This is a genomic window from Comamonas squillarum (assembly GCF_025309455.1).
In the GTDB taxonomy this organism is placed as follows: Bacteria; Pseudomonadota; Gammaproteobacteria; order Burkholderiales; family Burkholderiaceae_C; genus Comamonas; species Comamonas squillarum.
Genome location: NZ_CP104377.1, coordinates 1,559,648 through 1,585,672 on the forward strand (window position 1 = coordinate 1,559,648; position 26,025 = coordinate 1,585,672).

21 protein-coding genes are annotated in these 26,025 nt (G+C 63.3%); 14 read left to right on the forward strand and 7 right to left on the reverse strand.

Annotation, left to right across the window (positions count from 1 at the left end):
• Window positions 1-26: 26 nt before the first annotated feature.
• From N4T19_RS07245 to N4T19_RS07260, 4 genes are all read left to right on the forward strand, one after another.
• Window positions 27-533 (forward strand): vWA domain-containing protein, encoded by a 507-nt coding sequence (locus N4T19_RS07245; RefSeq protein ID WP_260719756.1) that lies wholly within the window; start codon window positions 27-29, stop codon window positions 531-533.
• Between the two features lie 330 nt (window positions 534-863).
• Complete coding sequence (locus N4T19_RS07250; RefSeq protein WP_260719757.1) at window positions 864-3,002, forward strand: TonB-dependent receptor family protein; 2,139 nt, start codon at window positions 864-866, stop codon at window positions 3,000-3,002.
• Window positions 3,003-3,093: 91 nt separating this feature from the next.
• Window positions 3,094-5,262: a TonB-dependent siderophore receptor gene (locus N4T19_RS07255; RefSeq protein WP_260719758.1), complete on the forward strand. Its 2,169-nt coding sequence runs from the start codon at window positions 3,094-3,096 to the stop codon at window positions 5,260-5,262.
• Window positions 5,263-5,304: 42 nt separating this feature from the next.
• The gene (locus N4T19_RS07260; protein WP_260719759.1) at window positions 5,305-7,977 is read left to right on the forward strand and encodes a sulfite reductase flavoprotein subunit alpha; all 2,673 of its coding nucleotides are present in this window, start codon (window positions 5,305-5,307) and stop codon (window positions 7,975-7,977) included.
• A gap of 141 nt (window positions 7,978-8,118) precedes the next feature.
• Here the strand turns inward: N4T19_RS07260 and N4T19_RS07265 are convergent, their stop codons facing one another.
• From N4T19_RS07265 to N4T19_RS07275, 3 genes are all read right to left on the reverse strand, one after another.
• Entirely contained in the window at window positions 8,119-8,766 is a 648-nt protein-coding gene (locus N4T19_RS07265) for a TonB-dependent receptor plug domain-containing protein (protein ID WP_232539378.1), read from the reverse strand.
• Window positions 8,767-8,803: 37 nt separating this feature from the next.
• On the reverse strand, window positions 8,804-9,298 hold the full coding sequence (locus N4T19_RS07270) for an STN domain-containing protein (RefSeq protein ID WP_260719760.1): 495 nt from the start codon (window positions 9,296-9,298) through the stop codon (window positions 8,804-8,806).
• A 639-nt stretch (window positions 9,299-9,937) separates the two neighbouring features.
• On the reverse strand, window positions 9,938-10,153 hold the full coding sequence (locus tag N4T19_RS07275; RefSeq protein ID WP_260719761.1) for a hypothetical protein: 216 nt from the start codon (window positions 10,151-10,153) through the stop codon (window positions 9,938-9,940).
• Between the two features lie 758 nt (window positions 10,154-10,911).
• On the opposite strand from N4T19_RS07275, the gene N4T19_RS07280 reads away from it, so the two are divergent.
• Entirely contained in the window at window positions 10,912-11,043 is a 132-nt protein-coding gene (locus N4T19_RS07280) for a hypothetical protein (protein WP_260719762.1), read from the forward strand.
• A gap of 401 nt (window positions 11,044-11,444) precedes the next feature.
• On the opposite strand, the gene N4T19_RS07285 is transcribed toward N4T19_RS07280, so the two are convergent.
• Complete coding sequence (locus N4T19_RS07285; protein ID WP_260719763.1) at window positions 11,445-11,768, reverse strand: FecR family protein; 324 nt, start codon at window positions 11,766-11,768, stop codon at window positions 11,445-11,447.
• Window positions 11,769-11,808: 40 nt separating this feature from the next.
• Window positions 11,809-12,267 (reverse strand): FecR family protein, encoded by a 459-nt coding sequence (locus N4T19_RS07290; RefSeq protein WP_232539381.1) that lies wholly within the window; start codon window positions 12,265-12,267, stop codon window positions 11,809-11,811.
• Between the two features lie 58 nt (window positions 12,268-12,325).
• Here N4T19_RS07290 and N4T19_RS07295 point away from each other — a divergent pair, with 58 nt between their 5' ends.
• The 4 genes from N4T19_RS07295 to N4T19_RS07310 all read left to right on the forward strand — a co-directional run bounded on the left by N4T19_RS07295 (window position 12,326) and on the right by N4T19_RS07310 (window position 18,031).
• On the forward strand, window positions 12,326-12,853 hold the full coding sequence (locus tag N4T19_RS07295) for a sigma-70 family RNA polymerase sigma factor (protein WP_260719764.1): 528 nt from the start codon (window positions 12,326-12,328) through the stop codon (window positions 12,851-12,853).
• Window position 12,854: 1 nt separating this feature from the next.
• Window positions 12,855-13,904 (forward strand): FecR domain-containing protein, encoded by a 1,050-nt coding sequence (locus tag N4T19_RS07300; protein WP_260719765.1) that lies wholly within the window; start codon window positions 12,855-12,857, stop codon window positions 13,902-13,904.
• A 137-nt stretch (window positions 13,905-14,041) separates the two neighbouring features.
• Complete coding sequence (locus N4T19_RS07305; RefSeq protein ID WP_260719766.1) at window positions 14,042-16,525, forward strand: TonB-dependent siderophore receptor; 2,484 nt, start codon at window positions 14,042-14,044, stop codon at window positions 16,523-16,525.
• Between the two features lie 402 nt (window positions 16,526-16,927).
• Window positions 16,928-18,031, forward strand: a complete 1,104-nt coding sequence (locus tag N4T19_RS07310; RefSeq protein ID WP_133247981.1) for a sensor histidine kinase — start codon at window positions 16,928-16,930, stop codon at window positions 18,029-18,031.
• A 335-nt stretch (window positions 18,032-18,366) separates the two neighbouring features.
• Here N4T19_RS07310 and N4T19_RS07315 read toward each other — a convergent pair whose 3' ends face one another.
• A complete protein-coding gene (locus N4T19_RS07315) occupies window positions 18,367-18,723 on the reverse strand; it encodes a PRC-barrel domain-containing protein (RefSeq protein ID WP_021028025.1) in 357 nt (118 codons plus the stop codon).
• 745 nt (window positions 18,724-19,468) lie between these two features.
• Between N4T19_RS07315 and N4T19_RS07320 the strand changes: the two genes are divergently transcribed.
• The gene (locus tag N4T19_RS07320; protein WP_409935163.1) at window positions 19,469-20,146 is read left to right on the forward strand and encodes a GTP cyclohydrolase II; all 678 of its coding nucleotides are present in this window, start codon (window positions 19,469-19,471) and stop codon (window positions 20,144-20,146) included.
• Window positions 20,143-21,837, forward strand: coding sequence for a WD40 repeat domain-containing protein (locus N4T19_RS07325; RefSeq protein WP_182342276.1), 1,695 nt, complete (start codon window positions 20,143-20,145; stop codon window positions 21,835-21,837). Before N4T19_RS07320 ends, N4T19_RS07325 begins: the two co-directional genes overlap by 4 nt.
• 344 nt (window positions 21,838-22,181) lie before the next feature.
• On the opposite strand, the gene N4T19_RS07330 is transcribed toward N4T19_RS07325, so the two are convergent.
• Complete coding sequence (locus tag N4T19_RS07330) at window positions 22,182-22,319, reverse strand: hypothetical protein (RefSeq protein ID WP_165841096.1); 138 nt, start codon at window positions 22,317-22,319, stop codon at window positions 22,182-22,184.
• 139 nt (window positions 22,320-22,458) lie between these two features.
• On the opposite strand from N4T19_RS07330, the gene N4T19_RS07335 reads away from it, so the two are divergent.
• From N4T19_RS07335 to N4T19_RS07345, 3 genes are all read left to right on the forward strand, one after another.
• A complete protein-coding gene (locus N4T19_RS07335) occupies window positions 22,459-22,890 on the forward strand; it encodes a hypothetical protein (protein WP_260719768.1) in 432 nt (143 codons plus the stop codon).
• Between the two features lie 618 nt (window positions 22,891-23,508).
• Window positions 23,509-24,267, forward strand: a complete 759-nt coding sequence (locus tag N4T19_RS07340) for a hypothetical protein (RefSeq protein WP_260719769.1) — start codon at window positions 23,509-23,511, stop codon at window positions 24,265-24,267.
• An 893-nt stretch (window positions 24,268-25,160) separates the two neighbouring features.
• Window positions 25,161-25,934 (forward strand): choice-of-anchor R domain-containing protein, encoded by a 774-nt coding sequence (locus N4T19_RS07345; RefSeq protein ID WP_260719770.1) that lies wholly within the window; start codon window positions 25,161-25,163, stop codon window positions 25,932-25,934.
• Window positions 25,935-26,025 lie beyond the last annotated feature (91 nt).

Sequence of the window (26,025 nt, forward strand, 5' to 3'; positions counted from 1 at the left end):
GCCTGGCCGCCAAAGGCCAGGCCAAGTTGGCGCGCCCGCACCTGCGCTACCGCAAGCAGCCCGCCGGCGCGCAGCTCATGCACTGCGTGCTGCTTGATACCTCGGCCTCCATGCTGCGCGGCCAGCAACTCGCCCGCGCCAAGGGCTACCTGCAGGCCTTGGCTGACCAGGCCTACCGCCAGCGCGACCGGCTCTGCGTGCTGGGCTTTAGCGGCGACAGCGCCTATGTGATCCAGGCAGGGGCCAAGGCCCAGGCCTGGAACGAGGGCTGGATCCGGCCCATTGGCGGCGGCGGCGGCAGCCCTTTGGCCAGCGCCATTGCCTTGCTCGAGCGCCTGCTGCAGCGCGCCCGCCGCCAGGGCCCCGTGCATGCCTATGTCTGGCTGCTGACCGATGGCCGCTTTGCCCAGGTGCCCGAGCGCCCCCGTTGCGCCGAGCAGATCACCGTCGTCGGTTTTGACCAGGGTGGCCTCCCCTTGCAGCTGAGCCAGCGCCTGGCGGCGCGCTGGCAGGCCGATTGGATGCCCGCATAAGCCAGCTGCCGCCGCCATCTGATGGCGGGCTTAAACGCAAGTTTGATGCAGTGCGGTTTCCCCATCCCAGCGCTGCCCGGCACCCTGCTACGAGTAAGGAGATGCCCCGCGTAGTTGCCCCAAAGCAACATACATACACACCCCACAAGTAGGTATTCACACTGGATCACCGCTTTTTAGGCCGCAGGCGCTGCGATAGCTGCAGGAGCCGCCACGCTTTTAAATACAATTCGTTCTCATTCCTAACACTCATCCCCTGGCCAACCACGCTGCGGCGCCCCTGACTGGCGCCGTTGTGCTGTGCCCGCCTCGTTTTTTGCTGCCCTCACCATGTCCGCATCCACCCGCACTTCGCGCAAGCCATCGGGCCCCCGCCCGGCCCTGAGCCAGATCACAGCAGCCGTCCTGATCAGCCTGGCGCCAGCGGCCAGCGCGCTGGCCCAGACGGCAGCCGCGCCTGCTGCCGATGACGCGCCAGTGGCAGAGAGCACCCTGGAGACCATCCAGGTCTCGGGCGATCTGCTGGGCAGCGGTCTGCAAAACCAGCTCAAGACCTTTGCCGGGGCTCGCACCATCGTCGACAAGGACGTGATCGAGAACAGCGGTGCGTCGAGCATTGGCGATGTGATGCGCCGCATCCCCGGCGTGCAAAGCAGCGACAACTCTGGCACCGCCGGCAGCGCGGTGTCGCTCAATATCGGGGTGCGCGGTCTGACCGGCCGCTACTCGCCGCGCTCGACCGTGCTGCTCGATGGCGTGCCGCTGGCCGTGGCGCCCTACGGCCAGCCCCAGCTGTCGTTTGCGCCGGTGAGCCTGGCCAATATCGAATCCATCGATGTGGTGCGCAGCGGCGGCGCGGTGCGCTACGGCCCGCAAAACGTCGGCGGCATCATCAACTTCAACACCCGCGCCATCCCCACCAGCAAGGACATCACCGGCGACGTGACCCTGCGCTACAACGGCTTTGGCAAGGGCGGAGAGAACAACACGCTCTACAGCACTTTCCTGGGCTCGCAGCTGGACAACGGCCTGGGCTGGGCGCTGCTGTACTCGGGCATGACGGGCTCCGAATGGCGCAAGGACAGCGATGAGCGTTTGAACGATCTGGCGCTGAAGTTCCGCTACGCGCTGTCGGGCAGCTCCGAGGTCTACGGCAAGCTGTCTTACTACGATGTGCGCTCCAACACGCCCGGGGGCCTCACGGTCGCCCAGTACAACGCCAACCCCTTCCAGAACACCCGCCCCACCGATAGCTGGGACGGCGAGCGCAAGGGCCTGGACCTGGGCTATATCAACACCATCTCGGACACGCAGGAGTTCGAGATCCGCGCCTACTACAACGACAGCGCGCGCTCGAGCCGCCTGATCAATGCCGCGCAGACCCAGATCAACTACCAGCCGCGCAACTACCAGACCCTGGGCATCGAGCCCCGCTACACCCAGCGTTTTGCGCTGGGCAGCAGCACGCATGATGTGACCGTGGGCTACCGCTACATCCGCGAGCGCGGTGACGACAACAGCAGCCTGCTGAACCTGTCCACCAATGTGATGGGCGCCACCACCTCGTTCGACAACGCCACCGATGCCCATGCCGGCTATATCGATGACCGCATCGCCATCGGCGCCTGGCGCATCACCCCGGGCCTGCGCTTTGAGCACATCAAGTCGGAGCGCGATGACCTGAGCGGCGCGCAGAGCTTTGACACGCGCAACAACAAGTGGCTGCCCTCGGTCAGCGTGTCCTACCTGGTCAACCCGGCCCTCACGCTGTTTGCCAACTACACCACCTCGTTTGGCCCGGTGCAGAACATCCAGCTGAACTCGCAAACGGCGGCCAACCCTCTGCGCCCCGAAGTGGCCAAGACCAAGGAGCTCGGCGCCCGCTGGCAAGACAAGCAGTGGCGCGCCGAGGCCACGGTGTTTGACCTGCGCTTTGACAACCAGATCCTGCAGACGCCCGGCGTCGTGCCCGTCACCTTTGCCAATATCGGCGCCACCAAGCACCAGGGCCTGGAGCTGGCGCTGGAGTACAGCTTTGACAAGGCCAGCGCCTTGGCAGGCACCACGGTGTATGGCAACTACACTTACACCAAGGCGATCCAGAAATCGGGCACCACCGCCGGTCTCGATGTGCCTTTCTACTCCCGCAACACCGACACCGTCGGCGTGCGCTATGAGCGCGATGCCTGGGGCTTCAACCTGTCGAGCACGCACCAGAGCAAGCAGTACTCGGACCTGGCCAACACCGAGGCCGAATCGGCCAATGCCAATGTGGGCCGCATCCCCGGCTTCCGCCTGTGGAACGCCCAGGTCAGCTGGAAGGTGCCGCAGTACAAGGGCAGCGAAATCATGGTCGGCGTGAACAACATCGCCGACCACCGCTACTACACCCGCAATGTCGACGGCAACCCCGGCCGCATGGTCGGCGCGCCGCGCACCTTCTACGTCCAGGGCCGCTACGCGTTCTGATCCACCTATTACCCGCCTTTGTAAAACAAGACTCGCAACACCTGATGCGGGTCTTTTTTACCGATGGCTTCGCCTGTTTTGTGACCCTCTGATGACCCCTTCTCGCACCACCGCCCGCTCCGCCCCCTTCCACCCGCTGACCTGCCTGAGCAGCATCGCGCTGGCGATTGCCGCCTGGCCCGCCGTGGCACAAACCGCGCCGGATACGGCCACCAGCGCCACCACCGCTCCGGCCGCTGAAGCCGTGCTGCCCCAGGTCATCGTGCAAGAAAAAGCGCAGGAAGTGGGCTACCAGCCCAAGCGCGCCACCACCGCCACCCGCAGCGATGCCGCGCTGCGCGATGTGCCACAGGCCATTGCCGTGGTGCCCGCCCAGGTGCTGCAGGACCAGCAGGTGCGCTCCATCGACGAGGCGCTCTACAACGTCAGCGGCATCACCCAGGCCAATACCCTGGGCGGCACGCAGGATGCGGTGATCAAGCGCGGCTTTGGCTTCAACCGCGATGGCTCCATCCTGCGCGATGGCATCCGCACCGTGCTGGCGCGCAACCTCACCTTCACGACCGAGCGGGTCGAGGTGCTCAAGGGCCCCAGCTCGGTGCTCTACGGCACAATGGACCCGGGCGGCGTGATCAATATGGTCACCAAAAAGCCCCAGCTCAGCTTTGCCGGCCAGGTGGGCGCCTCGCTGTCGAGCTATGGCGGCGGCGGTGCCTCGCTCGATCTGACAGGCCCCATCGGCGAGCAGGGCCTGGCCTACCGCTTCATCGCCGATACCAGCGATGTCGACTACTGGCGCAACTTTGGCAAGAACCGCCAGACCGTCATCGCCCCGTCGCTGGCCTGGTATGGGCGCGACACCTATGTGCGCATGTCCTATGAACACACCGACTACGAGCAGCCCTTTGACCGGGGCACCGTGATCGACAGCCGCACCGGCCGGCCTGTGGCCATCGACCGCCGCGAGCGCCTGGACGAGGCCTACAACCGCACCTTGGGCGATTCGGATTTTTTCACCGTGCAGGCCCAGCACAGCCTGAATTCGCAGTGGAAGCTCAACGCTGCCTACAGCTACAACCGCAACCGCTATGACGACTACCAGGCCCGGCCGGTATCGCTCAACCCCACGACCGGCATCCTCACGCGCCGGCCCGATGGCACGCGCGGCGCATTGAGCCAGCAGCATGTCGGCCAGATCAACCTCGAAGGCAAGCTGCAGGCGGGCGGCATGACGCACGAGATCCTGGCTGGGTTCGACGCCGAAGACAGCAATATCTTCCGCCGCGACATCATCCGGGGCAGCAACAGCGGCGGCTTCAATGTCTACGACCCGGTCTACGGCAACCTGCCCAATGCCACCACGATCGACGAGGCGCAAAGCGCCCAGAGCGACAAGATCCGCCAGCAGGCGCTGTTTGCGCAGGATTCGATCCGCCTCTCGCCCCAGTGGCTGCTGCAGCTGGCCGGGCGCTGGCAGCACTACGACCAGATCGCGGGCAAGGGCCGGCCCTTTGTGGTAGGCAGCGAATCGGACGGCAGCAAGTTCGTGCCGCGCGCAGGCCTGGTCTGGCAGCCCAGTACCGAATGGTCCATCTACGGCAGCTACAGCGAGTCCTTCAAGCCGCAAAGCAGCATTGGCAGCGTCATCGGCACCCTGCCGCCCGAGACTGCCAAGGCCTGGGAGCTGGGCACCAAGTGGGAGTCACCGGCTGGCATCACCGCGACCGCTGCGCTCTACGACATCCGCAAGCGCAATGTGGTGGTGAACGAGACCATCGACGGCCAAAGCTATGCGCGCGCCGTAGGCGGTGCCCGCTCGCGCGGTTTGGAGATCGATGCCGCTGGCCGCCTGGGCAAGCAGTGGCAGCTGATTGGCACCTATGCCTACACCGATGCCGCTGTGACCGACGACCCGCAATACCAGGACAACCGCCTGGCCAATGTGGCGCGCCACACCGCCTCGCTCTTTGCCGCCTATGATTTTGCAGCCAGCAGCAGTGGCCGCTGGCGTGCCGGCGCCGGCCTGCGCCATGTGGGCCGCCGCGCGGGCGATGCCGCCAACAGCTTCAATAACGCGGGCTACACCGTCGCCGACAGCTTTGTCAGCTGGGAGCGCCCCTGGAGCGGCCGCATGGTCAAGCTGCAGCTCAACGTCAAGAACCTGTTCGACAAGAACTATGTCAGCTCCTCGGGCAGCCCCGTCTATGTGTCGCTGGGTGAGCGCCGCCAGGCCGTGCTGCGCGCGGTCGTGGATTTTTAAGCTTGAGCAGTCCGACAGTATCAAAAGACAACAAAGACAAGCATGTGGAGTTTTAAAAATATCTGGTTCCAGATCCATTGGCTGATCGGCATCACTGCGGGCACCGTGCTGATCGTCATTGGCCTCACCGGCGCCACCTATTCCTTCCAGGACGAGGTGCTGGACTGGGCCAACCCGGGGACCGCCAGCGTGCCGGTGCAGCCAAGCCCGGCGCTGACACCGCCCCAGTTGCTGGCGGCAGTGCGGGCCAGCGGTGAGCAGCGCCGTATCGACCGCATCACCTTGTATGCCGAGCCCGGGCGCAGCGCCCAGTTGGCCTTTGCGCCCGAGAAAGGTGAGCGCCGGGGCCAGAGCGTCTACCTCCACCCCTACACCGGCGCCCAGCTGCCAGCGCAAAGCGGCCGCGAGTTCTTTGAATGGAACGAGCGCCTGCACCGCTGGCTGCTGCTGCCGCGCGACGATGGCAAGCCGATAACGGGCAGCCTCTCGCTGTGCCTGCTGCTGCTGTCGCTCTCGGGCCTGTACCTGCGCTGGCCAGCCAAGCCGCTGTCCTGGCGCAGCTGGCTCACCTTCAATGTGCGGCGCAAGGGCCGGCCGTTTTTGTGGGGCCTGCACTCGGTGGCTGGCACCTGGGTGCTGGTCGTCTATGTGATGCTGACCCTGACCGGCATGTACTGGGCCTTTGATGCGGTGCGCGCGCCCGTGGACCGCTGGATGGGCGCGCCCTCCCGCGCAGCCGCCCGGGCCGAGCAATCGGCCGCGCAAGAAGCCGCCCGCAAGGCGCCGCCGCTGCAGATCGAGCCCGCTAGCCTTGAGCCCGCCTGGCAAGGCTTTACACAGCTGGCCAGCGGCTGGCAGTTTGCGCAAATGCGCCTGCCCCAGCGCGCCGACCAGCCTGTGCAGTTCAGCTGGTGGGGCGCCGGCGCCCCGCATGACCGCGCGCGCAACCAGCTCAGCCTGAGCCTGGATGGCAGCGTGCAGCGCGACGACCGCTTTGCCGATCTGCCCGCCGGCCGCCGCGCGCTGGCTGCCATCTACCCGCTGCACACCGGCACCTATTTTGGGCTGACGGGCCGCATCATCGTCACCGTCGCGGCACTGATGATGCCGCTGTTTGCGATTACCGGCTGGCTGCTCTACCTGGAGAGGCGCCGCAGCTCCCGCGCCGCCGCCAAGGCCCAGCGCGCGCTGCTGGCGGGCGATGGCCCGCAGGCAGGACCAACTAGGGGCGCCAACACCGGCGCCAGCATGGCCGTGGTCTACGCCAGCCAGGCCGGCCATGCCCAGCAGCTGGCGGTGCGCACCGTCGCGCGCCTGCGCAGCGCGGGCCTGGCCGCACAGCTGCTGCCCGCCGCCAGCCTGGATATGGTCCAGCTGCAGCCGCATAGGCAGCTGCTGTGGGTGGCCAGCACCTTTGGCGAAGGCCAGCCGCCCGACAGCGCCCGCCGCCTGGCGCGCCTGTTGCAGCAAACGCAAGGCACGCCGCTGGCCCACCAGCGCTTTGGCATGCTGGCGCTGGGTGACCGCCAGTACGGCCAGTTCTGCGGCTTTGGCCTGGCGCTGGCCGCGCAGCTCGAGCGCCTGGGGGCCCAGCCCGTGTTTGCCCCCATCACCATGGATGCCGAGGACGACGCCGCATGGCAAGCCTGGCTGAAGGCACTGGCTGCGCACTGGGGCGTGAACGCGGAACCCGCCACTGTGGCAGTCAACACCGCTGCCAGCGTGGCCGATTCCGACGCACCCGACGCCGTCTTTGCACCCGCTCAGTTGCTCAGCCGCCACCACCTCAACCCCGGCAGCAGCGGCCAGCCGCTCTACCAGGTGGAGCTGGGCTTTGCGCCTGAGCAAGCGCTGCAGTGGCAGGCCGGTGGCCTGGTCGAGGTCAAGGCCCAGCAGGCGCCCGCCCAAGTCGATGCCTGGCTGCAGGCGCATCAGCTCGATGGCAGCGCCGCCGTGCAGTGGCGCGGCAGCGCCAGCAGCTTGCGCGATGCACTGAGCGCCTGCGAGCTGCCCACGCTCTCGGCCCCCGCCACATCGGCCCAGGCCGTGGCCGACCAGCTCCACCCGCTCGCCCCGCGCAGCTACTCGCTGGCCTCGTTGCCCGCCGATGGCCGCATGCGCCTCTATGTACGCCAAACGCTGCGCGAGCAGCCAGGCGCCGCTCCGCAGCTGGGCTTGGCCTCGGGCTGGCTCACCGCACATGCGGCGCTGGGCAGCAGCATTGCACTGCGCCTGGTCGACAACCCCGGCTTTGCGCCGCTGGTCGGTGATGCGCGGCCCGCCATCTTTATGGGCAATGGCTCGGGTTACGCCGGCCTGCGCGGCCATCTGTGCCAGCGCATTGCCCAGGGCCAGTTTGACAACTGGCTGATCTTTGGTGAACGCCGCCGCGCGCACGACTCCTATGCCGAAGACGAGGTCTGCGTCTGGCAGGCCCATGGCCAGATCGCACGCGCCGACTACGCCTACTCGCGCGACGCTCGCGATGCCAGCAACCTGGCCCCCGGCCAAGGCCCGCACCGCTATGTGCAAGATGCTTTGCGTGCCGCCGCCGAGCCGCTCCAGGCCTGGCTGGCCCGGGGCGCCGTCATCTACGTCTGCGGCAGCTATGACGGCATGGCCACCGGTGTGGATGACGCGCTGACCGAGCTGCTCGGCGAAGAAGGGCTGAACGCCTTGATCGACGAGGGGCGGTACCGGCGCGATGTGTACTGAAGCAGATGCCGCAGCAGATGGGCGGTGGCAGCGATAAAAAAGGCGTGGTACCCTCGGGTCCACGCCTTTTGTCTTTGGGCTGGGGCTACAGCAGTCGGCAGCTGCAGCAGCGCCATGCCCGCGCCGCTGCCCTCCTCCCATTTACCAATTCACCCGCGCCGTCAACGTCACATTGCGCGCATCGCCGTACAGGCAGACGCCGGTGCAGGCCGACAGGTAGGTCTTGTTGGCCAGGTTCTTCACATTCAACGCCAACTGCCACTGCTGGTACTGGTAGCGCACAGCAGCATCCAGCAAGGTGTAGGTGGGCATGCGCATGCGGTCTATCTCTTGCCAGCCGACATGGCGCACACCGGCGCCCAGGCTCAGGCCCGGCAGCGACAGGCGGTCATTGCGCATCTCGTCGATCATGCCGTCCGCATCGCGCGCCAGCGCGGTCAGACGGTAGCGCATGCGCCCGTCCTCGGTCAGTTGGTCGCTCACATCGGCCGCGATCTGCTTCTTGTTCCAGCTGCCCAGCTCCAGCTCCACCTCGCGCAGCGGCGCATCGGTGGGGCGCTTGCTCACCAGGTTGAAGACGCCGCCCGGCGCTGCCTGCCCATAGAGGATCGAGGCCGGGCCCTTGAGCACCTCCACCCGCTCATAGGCATAGGGCTCCACCGCCCCGCTCAGCGAGTTGATGGGAAAGCGCGCGCCGTTCAGGTACAGTGGCGCCGCCCCCGTCACATTGAAGCCGCGCACGGTAAAGCCCGTGCCGATATGGCGCATCGCCCCGCCCTGCAGCGGCATGATGCCCGCCGAGTACTCTAGCGCCTGGTCCAGCGAATCAGCGCCCCGGGGCCACGATCTGCTCGCGCGGCACCACCGTCACCGACATGGGCGTCTCCGACAGCGGCGTATCGGTCTTGGTCGCCGTCGCACTGCGCCGGGCCACCAAACCGCCCACGGGCCCCGAGGCGCTCTCGCGCAGCGCATCGGCCTGCACTGTCACCGGCACCAACGTGGTCTCGGCCCCGCTCTGCGGCACGGCCGCCTCGGCCGGTTTGATCACCAGGGCCCGCCCCTGGGGCACCACCACCAAGCCACTGCCTGCCAGCAATTGCGCCAGCGCCTGGCGTGGCGCCATGCTGCCCGATACCGCCGGCCCCTGCTTGCCCGCCACCACGGCCGGGGCATACAACAGCTGCAGCCCCGTTTGCTGGGCCAAGGTATGGAGCGCCTGCCCCAAAGGCTGGGCGGCAATGGCCACCTGGGCCGGGGCATCGGCCTGGGCCTGCGCCCCAGCGGGAATGGCCCCCGCCACGAACAAAGACAGGGCCAAGGCCCGGGGTGCAAAAACACTGCGCGACAGCCGCATAAACAAGGTCTCCAACTGCCTGGAAATAGCCAGCACTACCCATGGAGTCGCACGGGTGGGCAGAACCCTCAGGTCGCTCGGGAAAAAATTTGGATTATTTTTTGTGTGGCGGCAGCGCCTTGAGGTCTGCAGGTTCTCATCGACCTTGCAGATATGCGCACGGTATGCACGCTCAAAGCCCAGGAGTGTGTGGCTGCGCAGGCTGGCGGGCAGGCGGATTGGCCGAAGCGAGCAGTAGGTCAGGCAGCACCGTGGATGCATTCTGGCCCCGCCTTCAACGGCTTTTGATGTATGCAAGCGATGCTAAAAGTCATACTTCGCGCAAAAGAAGCACCCCATCAAGTCAGAGCGGGCCAACCTATGGGGTGAGGTTCAAATGGCTTGCCATTCATGGCTCGCGAACACCATTTCTGAAAGCTTAGGCATCTCGGTTAATTTTTTGTTCTTGCTCCTGCTCTTGCACATTTTGCGTATGCAGATGCGTTTCTGCTTTCTCGATCGGCAGCGGAATGGGTACCATGGAAAAGCCCAGCTTTTCAAGCTGGACCAAAATGACCCCTTAACCCACAGTGGAAATACAAACATAGTGATCTCCTTCAGTGATCAGGCCGCTGGCTTATTGACAGCCGCCTGCTGCAAAAGGCGCACGACTTTGGTGATATAGATTTTTTTGGTCAATGGCTCTGGCGGCTCAGCCATGGTGCGAAAGGGCTGGTGGAATATGTAGTCGTCATCAGAGGCATCACGGCTATCTACGTCGGCAACAGGCACTTGCGTTCTTGCGCGTATATTGAAAATGGGTTTATCTATAAAAGACATATAGACCTCCGGTCTATGGTGGCTAATCAGGATGGATCGCCTATTGCCACACTACCGCTTTTAAAGACCTTAAACCGCAAACAGCAAACACTTACGTTTGAAGCGAAGGGGCCGTCCCGGCATCTGCGACACAGCTCAGGTCTTTGCCGGCAGTGCCCCCGCCCGCCGGGGCGGGGATTGCCGCAAAAAACAAAGCACCGACTAGCGGTGCTTTGATTTACCCCGTTTTCGCCAGGGTGCTCGCCGATTGCTCGGACATCAAAACCGCCTCAATGGCGATTTCTGAAACGACAAGCAGGCCTACTTGCGTTTTTTGCTCCGAGCGCGCTCGTCTTTTGGCTGCTGTTTTTGTGGGCTTTTTACTTCCACCGACAACGAGGAAAATGGGTCCTGCGGCAACAGAAAGAAGTTGCGCATATCACGCCAAAATTCCATGTTTCGCTGGTGACGGACAAGTGAAAACATATAGACCTCCGGTCTCATAAGGGCAATTCAGGTTGAGTCGCCTGTAAACAAGCTACTCCTTTTAATGGCCTTAAACAGCACGCCGCAGGAAATAACATCGCTCACCCCCCTTTTGTTGTGACAGATGTGGCGTGTACAAATCACGATGTAAGAGCCTCACCGTCCTACGTCTGGAGAGAACTGGACCACCCACACTGATGACCAGTGCAATGCATCGTCAAAACACTGAAAACGAGAGGCGCTCCCGCTAGCGACAGAAGCACCTTGTCAACCATTTGATTGAAGGAATCACCATGTCTCAGCAACAACCCAACTCGGGCCAGAAGCAACCGGGCCAAGACCAAAAAAAACCTGGTCAGCAGGAACAACAAAATCCTGGCCAGAAGCAGCAGGACAGCAAGCAACCCAACACCCAGCCCAAGTGACCACGGTTGCAGCAACCCCAGCTGCGATGTAGATCGCGCTCAAAGCCCACCTCGGTGGGCTTTTTCCATGTCTGCGCAGCGCACCTTGCCGTCACCTATGGCGAATTTTTCAACGCTTCGCGCGCGCTGCATGCCGCGCGGGAAGGCCGAGACAATGGTTGGCAGCGCCTGCGACCTGGATCGCCAACATGCGATGGGGCAAGCCCGCCAGGTGGCGGTCCATCGGGTGGGGGTCCACCGGGTGGCGGCCCACCGGACGCCCGCACGGTCGAACTGAAGTGAGGCGCCTTGGGGGGCGGTGCCGATCGCATGTTGGCCATGCTTGAGAAAACCACGGTACCGCTTGTTCTGTTGCCGCGGAACCAGCCCATGGCCTTGCAAGCTAGCCCTGCGCTCCCACCTCAACGCGCCTTCACAATCTCCGTCACCCCGCCCTCGGTCTTGAGCCGCACCGGCAGCAGCTGCGGCAGCGCCTGGGCAAAGCTGGTCGCCTCGCGCAGCTTAAAGCTGCCGCCCATGCGCATCGCAGCGACGGCCGGGTCGCGCACCACCAGGCGGGTATCGCCATAGCGCTCAAACTCGGCCAGTGCCTGCGCCAGCGGTGCGTCCTGAAAATTCACCCGACCATTGCGCCAGGCAGCGACATTGCCCACTGCCAAGGTCTGCGGCGCTGCCAGACTGCCCTCGGCCTGCGCGGTCACCCGCTGGCCGGCGACCAGCTCCACCGCTGCCGGCCCGGCCAGGGTCTGGCCGCCCTTGTCAACGTCACCCGCTTGCGCCCACCCGCACCCGGCCTGATTCGACCTCGACCACCGTCTGGCCCGCATCCAGCCCGGCGCGGGTATGGCGTACCGAGAATCTGGTGCCCAGCACCGTTACCAGCGTGTGCCCCGCCCGCACCTCAAACGGGCGCTGTGCATCGGCGCTGGCATGGAACAGCGCCTGGCCCTCGAGCAAGCGCACTTCGCGCCGGCCCCGGAACAGCTGCACCTGCGCCTGCGATGCGGCGTCGAGCAGCATCTGCGAGCCATCGGGCAGCCGCACCTGCAGCGCTTGGCCACGCACGGTGGCGTAGTGCTCGCTAAACAGCGGCTGGCTGCGCCAGTGCGACCAGCCCAGCCAACCGCCGCCCACCAGCGCCAGCACGGCAGCGGCCAGACAGGGATCGCAGCGATGGTGCAGCAATGGCGCAATGCAATAACGCGAATGAATCGCATTATCCATATTTTGACTACTGTTTACATATAATAAGAACCATTCTCATCGCCTCACTTCCCACACCATGCACCCAGGCCCCGGCATTCCGCCCTCACCCTCTGTCGATCCGGTGCAGGCCCTGTACGAGGCGCACCACAGCTGGCTGGTCGCGCGGCTGCGGCGCAAGCTTGGCTGCGCCTGGGATGCGGCCGATCTGGCGCAAAACACCTTTGTGCGGGTGCTGGGCACCCAGCGCCCGCAACTCCAGGCACTGCTGGAGCCGCGCGCCTACCTCACCACCATTGCGCAGCGCCTGCTGTCCAACCACCTGCGCCGCCGCCAGATCGAGCGCGCCTACCTCGATGCGCTTGCGCTGCTGCCCGAGCCGGTGGCCCCGCCGCCCGACGCACAGCTGATGGTGCTCGAGACCCTGGTCGCCATTGACCGCCTGCTCGGCGGCCTGCCCGTGGTCGCCCGCAAGGCCTTTTTGCTGTGGCGGCTGGAGGACCTGACACAAGAAGAGATTGCCCAGCAGCTGGGCATATCGCGCACCAGCGTACGCCGCCACCTGGCCGCAGCGGCCGAGCGCTGCTATTTTGCGGACCAGCCCTGAGATGGCCGCGCCCGATCCCCTGCCCAGCGGCCTGCCGCTGGGCGCGCAGGCCATGCCAGGCGCGCTGCCCGCTGCCATCCCCACCGCCGTTGCCCAAGCCGCCGTGCGCTGGCTGCTCGATCTGGAGCCCGGCGACAGCGCCGCTGCCCGCCGCAAGCGCCAGCAGTGGCAAAGCTGGCTCGATGCCGACCCGCTCCATGCCCAGGCCTGGCAGCGCATGGCGCAGATCGATGGCCAGTTGCGTGGCGTGCCCACGGCAGTGGCAGTGCGGACCCTCGCCTCCCCCGCGCTGTCGCGCCGCCACGCGGTGCGCCTGGCGGTGATGCTGGGCGCCGGTGCCGGCGGCCTGCTGGCCCTGGGCCACAGCCCGCTGGGTGAACAGGCCTGGCTCAGCGCCAGCGCCGATCTTTCAACCGCCACCGGTGAGCAGCAGCGCACGGTTTTGGCCGATGGCACGCGACTGCTGCTCAATACCGCTACGGCCGTGGACTTGCGCTACAGCAGCAGCGAGCGGCTGATTGTGCTGCGCGCCGGGGAGATCCAGATCGAGAGCGCTGCCGACCCCAGCCCCGACCCTGCGACCGGCCAGGCCCGCCCCTTGCGTGTGCGCAGCAGCCAGGGCTGGGCCCGTGCCATTGGCACGCGCTTTAGCGTGCGCCAGTACGCGGACGACACGCTGGTGCAGGTGCAAGAAGGCCAGGTAGAGCTGCAATTGCGCAACGATACGAGCCAGACCCTGCGCCTGGCTGCCGGCGAGCAAGGCCGCATCGCCGCCAGCGGGCTGCTGCGCCAGGGGCCCGCCCCCGCTGCCGACCTGGCCTGGACCCAGGGCATGCTGGTGGCCGACGATATGCGCCTGGGCGACTTTATCGCCGAGCTGGCCCGCTACCGCCCCGGCCGCTTGCACTGCACCCCAGAGGCCGCCGCGCTGCGCATATCGGGCAGCTACCCGCTGCTGGATACGGACCGCGTGTTGGCCGCGCTCAGCCGCAGCTTGCGGCTGCGCATTACCACCCGCACGCGCTGGTGGGTCACGGTGGACAAAAGCTGATCTGCCAGGCCCCCCCCGCAGCGCATTCCAAAAAAAGGTGGCCAATTGGCCCAGCCCGCGTGTCAAGCCCTGCACAAGCGCCGCATAAACCATGGCGGCGCGCTGCCACCAGCTTGTCAAACTCGGGACCTATTCGCATGTACCGCACTCGCTTCTCTGCCCCCGCCACGCCCCGTGGCACCGCGCTTTGCGCCCATCTGCTGTGCCTGGGCCTGGCCGCCTTCACCAGCCTTGCCGCGCTGGCACCCAGCTCTGCGCATGCGCAGGCGCAGCAGCCGGCCAGCCCCCCCGCAGCGCGCAGCTACTCCATCCCCGCCGGCCCGCTGGCTGCGGCGCTCAACCGCCTGGGGCAGGAATCGGGCACCTTGATCTCGTTCGCGCCCGATACCGTTGCCGGCCTGCGCAGCCCCGGCGTGCAGGGCGCCGCCGATGTGGGCCAGGCGCTGGGCAGCCTGCTGGCGGGCTTGCCGCTGCAGGCCCAGCGCGATGCCAGTGGCAGCTATGTGGTGCGCCGTGTGGCACCCACCGCAGCAGCGGCTGCCGCAGCTCCGGCTGCCGCTGCACAAGGCGCGCCCAGCATCACCTTGCCGGAGCTGCGCGTGACCGCCCAGGCCGAGCGCAGTGCCACCACCGAAGGCACCGGCAGCTACACCATCCGCAGCACGGCAGCCGCCACCGGCCTGCAGCTGTCGCCGCGCGAGACGCCGCAATCGGTCAGCGTGCTCACGCGCCAGCAGATCGAGGACCAGGGCATCACCAGCATTGGCGAGGCCGCGCGCCATATCACCGGCATCTCGGCGATCAGCTCGGACAGCGACCGCACCGATCTGGACGCCCGGGGCTTCTACATCGACAACTACCAGTACGACGGCGTGCCCACGTATGTCGCCAATGATTTTTTTGGCGCCTCGATGCTCGACCCGATTCTGTACGACCGCATCGAGGTGGTGCGTGGAGCAACGGGCCTGATGACCGGCGCTGGCAACCCCGGTGCTTCCGTCAACCTGGTGCGCAAACGCGCCAGCAGCAAGACCTTCACTGGCTCGGCCAGCGCCAGCCTGGGCTCCTGGAACGAGCGCCGCGCCACCCTGGACCTGAGCACGCCGCTGACCGACGACGGCCGCATCCGCGCCCGTGTGGCCGCAATGGCCGATGAGCGCGACTCGCACCTGGACCGCTACCACACGCGCAACCGCGCGTTGCTCGCCACCGCCGAGGCCGATTTGACGCCTAACACCACCGCCTGGATCGGCCTGGAGCACCAGGCCAAGCGCCCCACCGGCGTCACCTGGGGCGGCCTGCCCATGGTCTACCAGGATGGCAGCGCCACGCACTGGCCGCGCTCGTTCAGCATTGGCGCCGCTTGGACCGAGTGGAACACCACCAGCCGCACCACCTACGCCGGGCTCGAGCACCGCTTTGACAATGGCTGGTCCATCAAGGCCAACGCCAGCCGCCTCGATGCCGACTACACCTCCAAGCTCTTTTACCTGCTGAGCGAGCCCGACAGGAACACCGGCCTGGGCCTGGGCCCTTACCCCAATTACTCGCGCCAGAGCTTTGCGCAAAACAGCGGCAGCCTGCAGGCCACCGGGCCTTTTGATCTGCTCGGCCGCAAGCATGAGGCGGTGCTGGGCTTGACCGGCAGCCAGTCCAACTACGCCTATGGCAACCATGCCTACACCGCCACCCCCGTGGGCAATATCTTTGACTGGGATGGCTCCTACCCCGAGCCGGTATGGGGCGCCTTCCGCCCGCTGGGCGATGACCGCACGCGCCAGACCGCGGTCTATGGCGCGCTGCGCCTGTCGCTGGCCGATGACCTCAAGCTCATCGTAGGCGGGCGCGAAACCCGCTGGGAAAGCCAGAGCCTGACGGAAACGCGCAAGCACAAGGTCTTCACGCCCTACGCCGGCCTGCTGTATGACCTGAACACCACCTACACCGTCTACGCCAGCTATACCGATATCTTCCAGGCGCAAAACTACCAGGACACGCAGGGCCGCTACCTGGACCCTGTGACTGGCAAAGCCTACGAGGCCGGCATCAAGGCCGCGTTTCTCGATGGCAAGGTTAATGCGTCCCTGGCCGTGTTCCGCATCGCCCAGGACAATGTTGCCGTGCAAGACGGCGACAACATGATTGGCGGCACCGGCAACCCCGCCTACCGGGGCGAGAAAGGTGTCACCAGCAAGGGCTTTGAGGCCGAGGTCTCCGGCGAGCCGGCCCGGGGCTGGCAGCTGATCGCCGGCTTTGCCCGGGCCGATGCCCGCGCGGCCGATGACGCGCGCCTGCAGTCGCAGCGCCCCAACAACATGGCACACCTCTACACCAGCTACCGCCTGCCGGGCAACTGGAGCGCCCTCAAGGTCGGCGGGGGCCTGACCTGGCGCGACGCCACCTACGCCACCACCACCACTTCGACGGACGTGGAGGCACGCCGCGACCAGGGCTCCATCACCGTCGCCAGCCTGATGGCCAGCTACGACATCTCGCGCCAGCTGTCGCTGCAGCTCAACATCAACAACCTGTTCGACAAAACCTACTTCGACTTTGCCGGCAGCCAGATCTACTACGGCGCGCCGCGCAAGTTCACGCTGACCGCCAAGTACGATTTCTAAGCGCACAACCACAAAGCCTGCTGGATAACCAGCGGGCTGCTTTGTCGAGGGGGTCTGAGAACATCTGCGCTACCCCTTCCTTCGTGTCATGGATCTGGCAAATTGGCGCCCTGGAAGACCGATGGCATCGGCAGCATCAGTGAGCGCAGTGCATCGCAGCATTGCCAGGCCCTTGAAAAGATCGCCAAGACCTGAACAGAGGAGCCGCCATGGCTGCGATGGCAGCTCGCGACAGTGAATTCACCCCATTGCGGTCATTCGATATCGGGCTCTCGCGGGCCCAGGCCTTTTGCTATACTGCCGCGCACAGGCAGGAGAGACGCCATCAACACCCCAGCTGACATCGACCAGAGCGTCCTCACTGCGACGAATTCCAGGGCCGCACACTACATTCTTGAAATCGTGAAAGCCCAGACTGGCATGGGTCTGGTCGGCATGGCCTGGGTTCGCTCCAACATGTGGCGTGCATGCGCTGTGGTGGACGACATGGGGCTCGGCATGAAGGCCGGTGATGAACTGGATGTGGACAGCACCCTGTGCAAGGACGTCATGCAATCCCAGCTCGGGATTGCATTTGATGATGCCCTGGACCACCCTGTTTTTCGCGACCATAGAACGCCCAAGCTCTACGGATTTCGCGCCTACATCAGCGAACCGATTCTGCTCACAGATGGCAGCTATTTCGGCAATTTGTTTGCCTTGGACGCAGAGCCCAGGCCCATCACGAGCGAGAAAAACCGAGCGATTTTTACCGCGTGCGCCGGTATTCTCGGCAAGCTTCTTCAAGACCAGCTGATATCCCAGCAGCTGAGCAACGAGATTCAGAGCTTTAAAGAGACGGGCAACGCCCGCGAGGTGTTCCTGGCCGTTGTCGCCCACGATCTACGCAACCCTTTGCAGGCGATCACGATGGGGGCGAAGATGCTCTCACGGGGCGACGAGCCCAAAGCGGCGAAGCTCGGAGAGCGCATCGCTACCAGCGCTCGCCGCATGAGCAAGCTCATAGATGATCTGGTCGATTACGCCAAAGGCCGCGCTGGCCACGAAATATCCATCGCCACTGAACCCACGGAAAGCCTCTCGGCGGCTTTGCAAACAGTGATCAATGAGTTCGTAGAAGCGCATCCCCGCCATGACATCATTGCATCGCTTCAGCTACCAGTGGCGGTACGTGTCGACACCCCACGCATTCAGCAGCTCCTGTCCAACCTGCTAGGAAACGCTGTTGCCTACGGTGCACCGGACTTGCCGATACGGATCACAGGCAGCGTGGAAGGAAAAGACATCGTCATTCTGGTCAACAACCAAGGACCTCTGGTGCCGGACGACGTGATGGCCCAGATGTTCGATCCCTACTTCCAGGGCCCCAAGTCTGCCGCTACCAGCATGGGGCTGGGCCTGAGCATCTGCAAGCAGATCGTCGCAGCCCACCATGGAAGCCTGACAGTGCTATCTTGTTCAGATTCCGGCACCACATTCACTGTGAGGCTGCCTGTGGTTCTGTAAGCGGAAAAAATAAACCAAGCGCTGGATACAGCACGAGGTCGATGAGCCGGTAACACGCACCAGCAAACCGAAAATGAGACTAAGACAGCCCCGAATCAGGCGTCACCAACTATGCGCATATGCATTCGAAGTGCTGATAGAACAACCCCAACGATTAGCCAGTAAAAAAGCAGCCCGCTGAACCAGCGGGCTGCTTTCTTGGAGGCTTAAATCAACAGCCGACCCATTCAAGGGGCTAAGACAGGTTCTGAGACGAGGCGCGCAACCGCAGACAGTACTGCAAGTACGGCAAGGTTGCGCAACGAAGTATCAGGGCCTGTATTAGCCCCGCCACGTTAGATCCAAGGGACGCCGTAGTATTCGTTCACCTTGCGGCCGTACTCGTCGTTATAGTCCTGCGTCGTCTCACGCGCATAGCGCGGCGCGCCTTCCAGCTGCTCCTTGGTGAGCGACACGACATAGCCGCCCAGGCCCGTGTCGTACTTCAGCGTTTCCCAAGGGAGCGGGTACACGTCGGTGCCCATGCCCAGAAAGCCGCCAAATTCCATCACCGCGTAGCGGACCTTGCCCGTGAGCTTGTCCAGCAGCAGGCTTTCCACCGAGCCCAGCTTGTCGCCATTGGGGTTGTACACCTTGGTGCCTTGCACCTTGTCCGAAGAGATCACGCTCGATGCTGTGTTGATCGTATTCATAGGGTTCTCCTGTGTTGGAAAGCGGGATTGCAAAGGGGCCGATGCGGGGTGCCGGTAAGAGCGCTTCCGTGATGTCTCGGCCTTGGATTCAATGCTAAACAGCTGCGCGGTCCAGCCGGGTAGTCATCGCCGTCCGATAGCCGTAGGACGGGCCGCACCGGTTTTGCAGGACTGGAAAAAGCGCCCATTTCTGCGGGGCGTATCTCCTCCCGTAAGCCCCTGCGCACGTGGGCTCGCCCACCTCAGAAGCTCCTGCACGCCGTCTTGGATGGGTGAACAGCTGCCGCACCGCATGGGCAAGGCTGCGCCACAACCGCCACGCGTCGCCCTGCCTGCGGTGGACCAGGCGGCGGGTGGCGCCGGCATGCATCGCGGCCCCAGCGTTAGCGCCAGCCATTGCAGCAACGCTTGCAAACAACCCAGCCTGGGGATGTAACACCACCAAGCCCAAAAATCTCCCCAATATATCCGCCAGAACCCTATAACCCGCTAGATACTTCAAAATTTCCAGTAATCAACGAAAACCCGTCACTCGCAGATTTGGCCTTATCGCATAAAATTAAAAACATTAACAACTTCAATTAAATAATTTAAAAATAAAATAAAAAGCAAATTATCAATATTGTCTCTCCGCAGAAACAACTGAAGCCGTGACTAAGGCATAAGCACGTAGTATCTTTCTTCCTCGGCGGTTAAAAATTCACTTTAATCTTGTATACAAATACGATGCCAACGGGGATTCACCATGGACTCATATCAGTGCATAAACGGCGCTTCAAAAGACAGAGAAAATGCCTTAGCCAACCCCCGGGTTCGCAGCATTGTGCGGGTGCCCATCATTCTGGGAAATGGACACAAGGCCAGATCCGAAATCATCAGCTTTGGCAACCTGAGCGATCACGGCGAGCACTTCGCGGTACGGTTTGAGGGCTCAGACACCAAAGCGCCGCTGGTGCGCCTGCATTCAGAGTGCATCACGGGCGACGCGCTGGCCTCCGCACGCTGCGACTGCGGCCCCCAGCTCCAGGAAGCACTGCAACACCTGCATAGGGAAGGTGGCCTGCTCTTGTATTTACGCCAAGAAGGCCGAGGCATTGGCCTTTATCGAAAACTCGAAGCCTACCTATTACAAGATCAAGGCTTGGATACCTATGCCGCCAATCGGGCCTTGGGCCATAAAGATGACGAGCGCAGTTACCAGGTCGCCGCTGACATGCTCGAAGCGCTGGGCATCCAAACCATCCGCTTGCTCAGCAATAACCCCGACAAACAAAAACAGCTCACCATGGCCGGCATTACCGTGGAGTCACGCATCCCTACCGGGGTGTTTGTCGATGCCGATAATCGCCACTACCTAGAAACCAAGGTCAAACATTCACGCCATTCAATAGACGTCCCGCCCGTCCGGAAGGAAATCCCATGATTGCCCATCTATCGCCCATCAGCGGCGTTGCCACCCATGGCGGTCGCTACATTGCAAGCGCCGGATACGACAACCAGGTGATCTTGTGGGATGCCCACCAAAAAATCGCACTGGCCCGTACCTGGCATGACCACTTGGCCAACCAGCTGTCCTTCAGCAGCGACGGAAACTATTTAATCAGTGCCTCCAGCGACCACACGGCCAGGTTGTGGTCCGTGCCCAGCATGAAGCTCATCTCCGTGCTGTCCGACCATGGGGACGATGTAGAAATGGCCCAGTTCCACCCGGCCGAGGCGCTTATTGCCACTGCCTCACGTGACCACCACGTCAGGGTATACGACTTCAAAGGCTGTCTCAGGCAATGCTTCAAAGGCCATAGGGCCGATGTGATCTCTATCGCCTGGTCCGCCAACGGCCAGACGCTGCTATCGTCCAGCGACGACGGCACGCTCAAACAATGGTCATTGGCAACAGGGGACCTGCTCCAGGACATCGACCTCGGCGGCGTAGAGACCGACACCATTGCCATCGCCAACAATGGCACCGTCTATGCTGGCAATGATGCCGGCATGATTTTGACCATCGACGGCGGCCATCGCCAGGCAACAGCTGCGCACCAGGCTGGCATCAAGCGATTGGTTTACCAGGACAGCGAGCAATTGCTGGTGAGCTTGAGCTACGACCGGCTGCTGCGTGTCTGGAAGGTGGCATCCAGCGCCCTCACACCCATCGCGCAATCCACCATTCCACCGGAGGTATGGCCAAGGTCCTGCGCCTTCTTAGACGAAAACACCTTGGTGTTTGCCACCTTTGGCTCCTCCTATGCGGTCTTCCATATCCCAACGGGCGAATGGAATCTCGACAAGGTCTGCGCCACAGACGGCATCAACGCAGCCCTGCACCACTTCTCTGGCGTGGTATCGATAGGGGACGCCGGAATTCTCAAAACCAATGGCCAAGCCCTCCGTGACCTGCGCAGCCTGTGCAACTTCCTCACTCCCATCGGCAACAAGATATGTACTGGCGGCCAAACAGGGACGCTGTTCGATGCCACGACGGGCGAGCCCCTTTACCAACACCGATCACCCTTGAACTGCGGCGCTGCATTCCTGCGTAACGGCATTGACCATATGGTCATTGGCAGCTACACGGGTGAAGGCCTGGTGTTTGCCCTTGCGCAAGATGGGGCTGTACACCATGTCGCAACGCTGCAGCTGCATGACAACGCCGTCAAATCGATCGCCGCCTCCAGCCATATGCTGTTTTCCGTGTGCGCAGATGGCAGCGCCGCCTGGTGGTCGATTGCGACCTTGCGCGAGCTGTTCACCAAACGCGATGCCCACAGCCGGATTGCCAACGGTTGTGCCGCCTTGCCCAACGAGCGCTTTGTCAGCGTCAGCCGGGATCGCAAGCTGCGTATCTGGGAGAATTTTGCATCCACCGACTTGGACAGCCCTCACCGGCATTCCATCAAATGTGTTGCCGCCAGCCCTGATGGCCAATGGATTGCCACGGGCTCCTACCATGGCTACGTGGCCGTCTATGACCCTGCTACAAGGCAATGGCAGCCCTCCGTGCGCCCGACCTCTGCGGGCATCTCATCGCTGTGCTTTGACAGCGACAACGCCCAATTTCTGGCCAGCTCCTACGATGGCAACATCTACCACATCCCCATCGTAAAACGGCAGTAAGCTGCGGCGTCGCGCCGTGCTCCATCGCAGCTGCGAATCCTTGTCGCCATCGTCTTGGTCCTCACGCTCACCCTAGTCTGCAGGGCCTGCACCCACGCCGCGTGCCAACACGCCTCATCCAAGGCGGCCAAGCGCAGAGGGAAGGTATCACGCACGCCCTCCCATCGGTCAACATTGCCAACGCAGCAGGCAGCGCTGCAAATCGGCCGCGCCCTCAAACCGGCACAGATCGAGATGCGCCTATATATGAGCACCACCGCTGCGTGCCCCGCCCCAAACGCCGCAAACAACACGGGCAGCCCTATGGGCTGCCCGGTTCAAGGTGTTGGGGTGCGGTCGTGCCGTCAATGGGGCACAAAGATCGCGATCAGCAGAAACACCAAAACAATCCCGCCGATGATGGCAAAACGCTTGTTGGCGAATCGCCCAGCGCGGGTGTTGGGATTGGTGGGCTTGGTAGGTTTGGGGTCAGGTGGGTTCATAGCTCACAATCTATCCATTGGCCTGGCGCGCGCGCGTCGGACAAAGGACAGAAAGCAGGTCAGCGCTGAGTCGCGGGGCTTGTCGGTAGCAAAAGATGGGCCCTACGTTGGGATAGAGGAAAACAGAATGCGTGGTTCGATGACTTTGGCAATGGTGCTGCTGGGCCTGGCACCGGCATGGGCAGCGGCGGGCACTGCGGTAGCCGTGCCCCAGGCCGCACGCAGCGAGCACCCACCAGCGACCGCCACCGCCACTACATCTAAACCCACCGCCAATGTCCGTGCCAGCGACATCGGCAGCAGCAGCGACCGTGACAGTGATTCTGATGAGCGCCCCGATGGAGACCAAAAGCCCCGGCGCCCGCTCTCCTCTCCGCCCGCCAGTGCGGAAACAACGCCATCTGCCCCCCAGCAGCCGGTCTTTATCATCAGCTGCAATGCCAGCGGCTGTACTGACAACCAGGGCCACTTTCTCACCCGCTCAGGCCCCCAGCACCTGGTGGGGCCCAATGGCATCCGCTGCCAAAGCATGGGCGGCAATTGGCAGTGCAACGCGCCCACCGCACCGTAATGCACAGCAATGGCCCAGAGCACTTATGGGCTGCCTGGATGCGCCGGGCTGACGCCCGTCACGAATGACGCTGCTAGTGCGCAGCACCTAAACCCCTGCGGCTTGGCGGGTCACTGCTAACACCTGCTGCTGTCGCCTGACTGCAACGGCCGGGCGTGGCTGTGCACGGGTTGCGCCAGCCATTGGCAGCATTGCCAATTGGGCGTTAACGCACGCACCCACTCGCCCGCCAACCACCGCCAAACATCGGCGGGCGGCATGCCCCTCAATCCATGCCGATAGCTGCGCGGGGTGCGCTGTTGCTTGACCCAGCGCCTAGGCCTGGGTGGCTTGCTGCGAGCGCCAATCCGGCAAGTCCGAGCCAGCTGCAGCGTTCAAACTCCGCGGCTGATCAGCGCACGCCTCATAAACGAAAACCAAACATCGCTATGGAATTGCAAACATTCATTAATTTCTTTTTTCACAGAATTGGCATTGAAAATTACATTGGTCATTAATCATTAATTAATGTCAACGCATCCATTCAATAACCAACGCGTTTAGTGCCCCCTGCGCATTGCAATAGCAAAGCTGTTTTCGTCCTCGGATAGTTTTTTAACTTTTTACAAAGGAAGCTCCATGCCAACGATCCGCCGCCATGTTTTACGCCGCTATGCAGCCATCGGGCTCTTGGCCTATGCCGCATCCTGGGGGCCGTTGGCATCCGCACAGAGCCAGCCACCGGTGGTGGTCATCGACAGCACAGGCTTTGATTTCTACTCGGCCTACACCGTGGGCGCGAACGAATGGCGTGGCCCGACCTTTACCACCGGTGCGGTTCCAACCCGGATCACGGAGATCACCTTCGGTTTGTCGAGTGGGGACCCGACAACCACAGCCCAACTGCGCCTATTCCAGCTCGATGACAGCAGCGAATTGCCCACCGGCGCCGCGCTGGCCACCGCCACGTTGCCCATCGTGACGCCCAATGACGGCGCCAACCTCAACGCCAACACCTATACCGCGGCACAGTTGGGCAGCATCCCCAGCACCACGCTGCTGGCAGGCAAAAAATACGCCTTGATTTTGTCAAGCCCGTCCGGCGGCTATGTCGGTTTGTCCGATAACGACGGGCCTAGCAATGCTTATACGTATGCGGGCGGTTTTTCGACATCAGCTGCGGGCTATGTGGAGACGCTGGACAGCGGGACCACCTGGACCCAGAACAACCAGGTCACCCCTGCGATCAAACTGACCGTGGTGCCCGTCGACGACCCGATTGTGGTGCCCCCGGCTGCCCCCACCCCGGTGCCCACGCTGGGCGCCGTGGGCCTGGTCTCGCTGGTCTCCGTGGTGGGCTGGGTGGGCCTGCGCCGCAGCCGCAAGTCCGCCGTCTAAATCGGCACCCGGGGCGGCGCCCGGCCGGCGCTGCCCCTTATTTGCCGCAATGGACAGGGCGCGGGGCGCGACCGCGCCACGGGATCAGCCGGGGCAACGGTTCATTCGGCTAGAGATGGACAACAGATGGGGTGATGGCCCACCGCCACCATCGGCGCCGTCTGTGCAGCCCGGCACAAGGCAATTGGCATCGGCCCTGCACGGCGATAGCCTTGGCTCCGTCCCCCCACCCGACAGGGGCAGTGCCAAGCCGCTGCAGCGGCTGCAGACATGCGCCACCCTGTCTCACCTATGCGGCTGCCAGCCAGCGTTCCCGCTTTTACATGCCTTTTCTTTTGTCATAACAATGACATAGAGAGGCTCACACAGATGCGGGCTTAGTCGCGCGGCATGACCATTTTTCACGGCCGCTCGCCGTGCAGCCACGCCCAGTTGGCCCCTCTGGCAGCGCCCCTATGCGCAGCGGCGCTGCATGTGCGCTGCTGCAGTGCAAAACGCCTCCGCAATAACGCCATTGCTGGCAGCTATAAGCCCTGGGCCAGGCAGCCCCAAAGATATGGCAAAAACCTATTGATAGGTTAGTTTTTATAGTTCATATGAATTGACTGTGCAAGGCTATGTGTTAGATCAATCTTGCATACATTTCTTGCACACATTCTGTGAACTCTCAGAAGGCGCATGCCAACGCCCTGTTAGGAGGTCATCACCATTCATACATCTGATTCGCATTGAGTGGCTAAAGCCCTCCGCCACACCTGTGGCCACTGATGTCTATTTAGACATTTGTTATGAATCACAAATTTATAGTTGTTTTATGCTATTGGAGCGTGCTTTATTGCATACCACCTTTGAATGCAAGAAAGCAACCCACCCATTCACTGAAGAGTAGAAATATGAAAATGCCTCTCCTCCCTCGCCGACAACTCGCCGCTATCGCCTTGTTGGCCTGCACCGCTGCCTGGAGTCCCCTGGCCTCGGCACAAACCTCCCCCACCCCCATCGTGGTGGTCGACAGCACCGGATGGGATTACTACTCCACGTACGACGTCAGCGCCACCGAGTGGCGTGGCCCGGCCTTTACCACCGGGGCGGAGCCCGTGTATATCTCAGAAATCACGCTGGGGCTGTCCAATGGCGACCCTTCCGTGCAAGCCATCGTGCAGTTGTACCTGCTGGACGACACGACTGAACTGCCCACAGGCGCAGCATTGGGCACTGCCAGCCTGCCAGTGGTCGTCCCCAATGATGATGCCAACCTCAACCCCAATACCTACACCGCAGCCCAGTTGGGCAGCATCGCGGGCACGCTGCTGCAGCCTCACAAGAAATATGCGCTGATCGTCTCCAACACCTCCGGCGGCACCCTGGCCCTGTCGGACTACAACGGCCTGAGCGACACCAGCTATACCTTTGCCGGTGGTTTTTCGATTGCAGCCGACGGCTATCTGCACACCCCCGACAGCGGCAGCACCTGGGAGAAGCTCGGATTGGTCACTCCCGGCTTTCGCCTGACCGTTGTGCCGGAATCCGTACCTCCGGTGATCGTGGATCCTGTGCTCCCCCCCGCCGCGCCCACCCCCGTGCCCTCCCTGGGCATCCTGGGCTTGGTATCCCTGGCATCCGCGCTGGGGTTGCTGGGCATGCGTCGCAGCCGAAAGCGGGCTTAACCTTTCCCCCAACGCTCCATGCCAGGTGCCTGGCTGTGCGCTATCGGCTCCTTTCGTTGGCTATGACAATAGCTTCATACAACTTACAAAT

Excerpts from the sequence above, each read along its gene's own strand:
- N4T19_RS07250 (WP_260719757.1), top strand. The coding sequence starts at position 864 with ATGTCCGCATCCACCCGCACTTCGCGCAAGCCATCGGGCCCCCGCCCG.
- N4T19_RS07255 (WP_260719758.1), top strand. The coding sequence starts at position 3,094 with ATGACCCCTTCTCGCACCACCGCCCGCTCCGCCCCCTTCCACCCGCTG.
- N4T19_RS07260 (WP_260719759.1), top strand. The coding sequence starts at position 5,305 with ATGTGGAGTTTTAAAAATATCTGGTTCCAGATCCATTGGCTGATCGGC.
- N4T19_RS07265 (WP_232539378.1), bottom strand. The coding sequence starts at position 8,766 with ATGCCGCTGCAGGGCGGGGCGATGCGCCATATCGGCACGGGCTTTACC.
- N4T19_RS07275 (WP_260719761.1), bottom strand. The coding sequence starts at position 10,153 with ATGTCTTTTATAGATAAACCCATTTTCAATATACGCGCAAGAACGCAA.
- N4T19_RS07280 (WP_260719762.1), top strand. The coding sequence starts at position 10,912 with ATGTCTCAGCAACAACCCAACTCGGGCCAGAAGCAACCGGGCCAAGAC.
- N4T19_RS07290 (WP_232539381.1), bottom strand. The coding sequence starts at position 12,267 with ATGGATAATGCGATTCATTCGCGTTATTGCATTGCGCCATTGCTGCAC.
- N4T19_RS07295 (WP_260719764.1), top strand. The coding sequence starts at position 12,326 with ATGCACCCAGGCCCCGGCATTCCGCCCTCACCCTCTGTCGATCCGGTG.
- N4T19_RS07300 (WP_260719765.1), top strand. The coding sequence starts at position 12,855 with ATGGCCGCGCCCGATCCCCTGCCCAGCGGCCTGCCGCTGGGCGCGCAG.
- N4T19_RS07305 (WP_260719766.1), top strand. The coding sequence starts at position 14,042 with ATGTACCGCACTCGCTTCTCTGCCCCCGCCACGCCCCGTGGCACCGCG.
- N4T19_RS07315 (WP_021028025.1), bottom strand. The coding sequence starts at position 18,723 with ATGAATACGATCAACACAGCATCGAGCGTGATCTCTTCGGACAAGGTG.
- N4T19_RS07320 (WP_409935163.1), top strand. The coding sequence starts at position 19,469 with ATGGACTCATATCAGTGCATAAACGGCGCTTCAAAAGACAGAGAAAAT.
- N4T19_RS07325 (WP_182342276.1), top strand. The coding sequence starts at position 20,143 with ATGATTGCCCATCTATCGCCCATCAGCGGCGTTGCCACCCATGGCGGT.
- N4T19_RS07330 (WP_165841096.1), bottom strand. The coding sequence starts at position 22,319 with ATGAACCCACCTGACCCCAAACCTACCAAGCCCACCAATCCCAACACC.
- N4T19_RS07335 (WP_260719768.1), top strand. The coding sequence starts at position 22,459 with ATGACTTTGGCAATGGTGCTGCTGGGCCTGGCACCGGCATGGGCAGCG.
- N4T19_RS07340 (WP_260719769.1), top strand. The coding sequence starts at position 23,509 with ATGCCAACGATCCGCCGCCATGTTTTACGCCGCTATGCAGCCATCGGG.
- N4T19_RS07345 (WP_260719770.1), top strand. The coding sequence starts at position 25,161 with ATGAAAATGCCTCTCCTCCCTCGCCGACAACTCGCCGCTATCGCCTTG.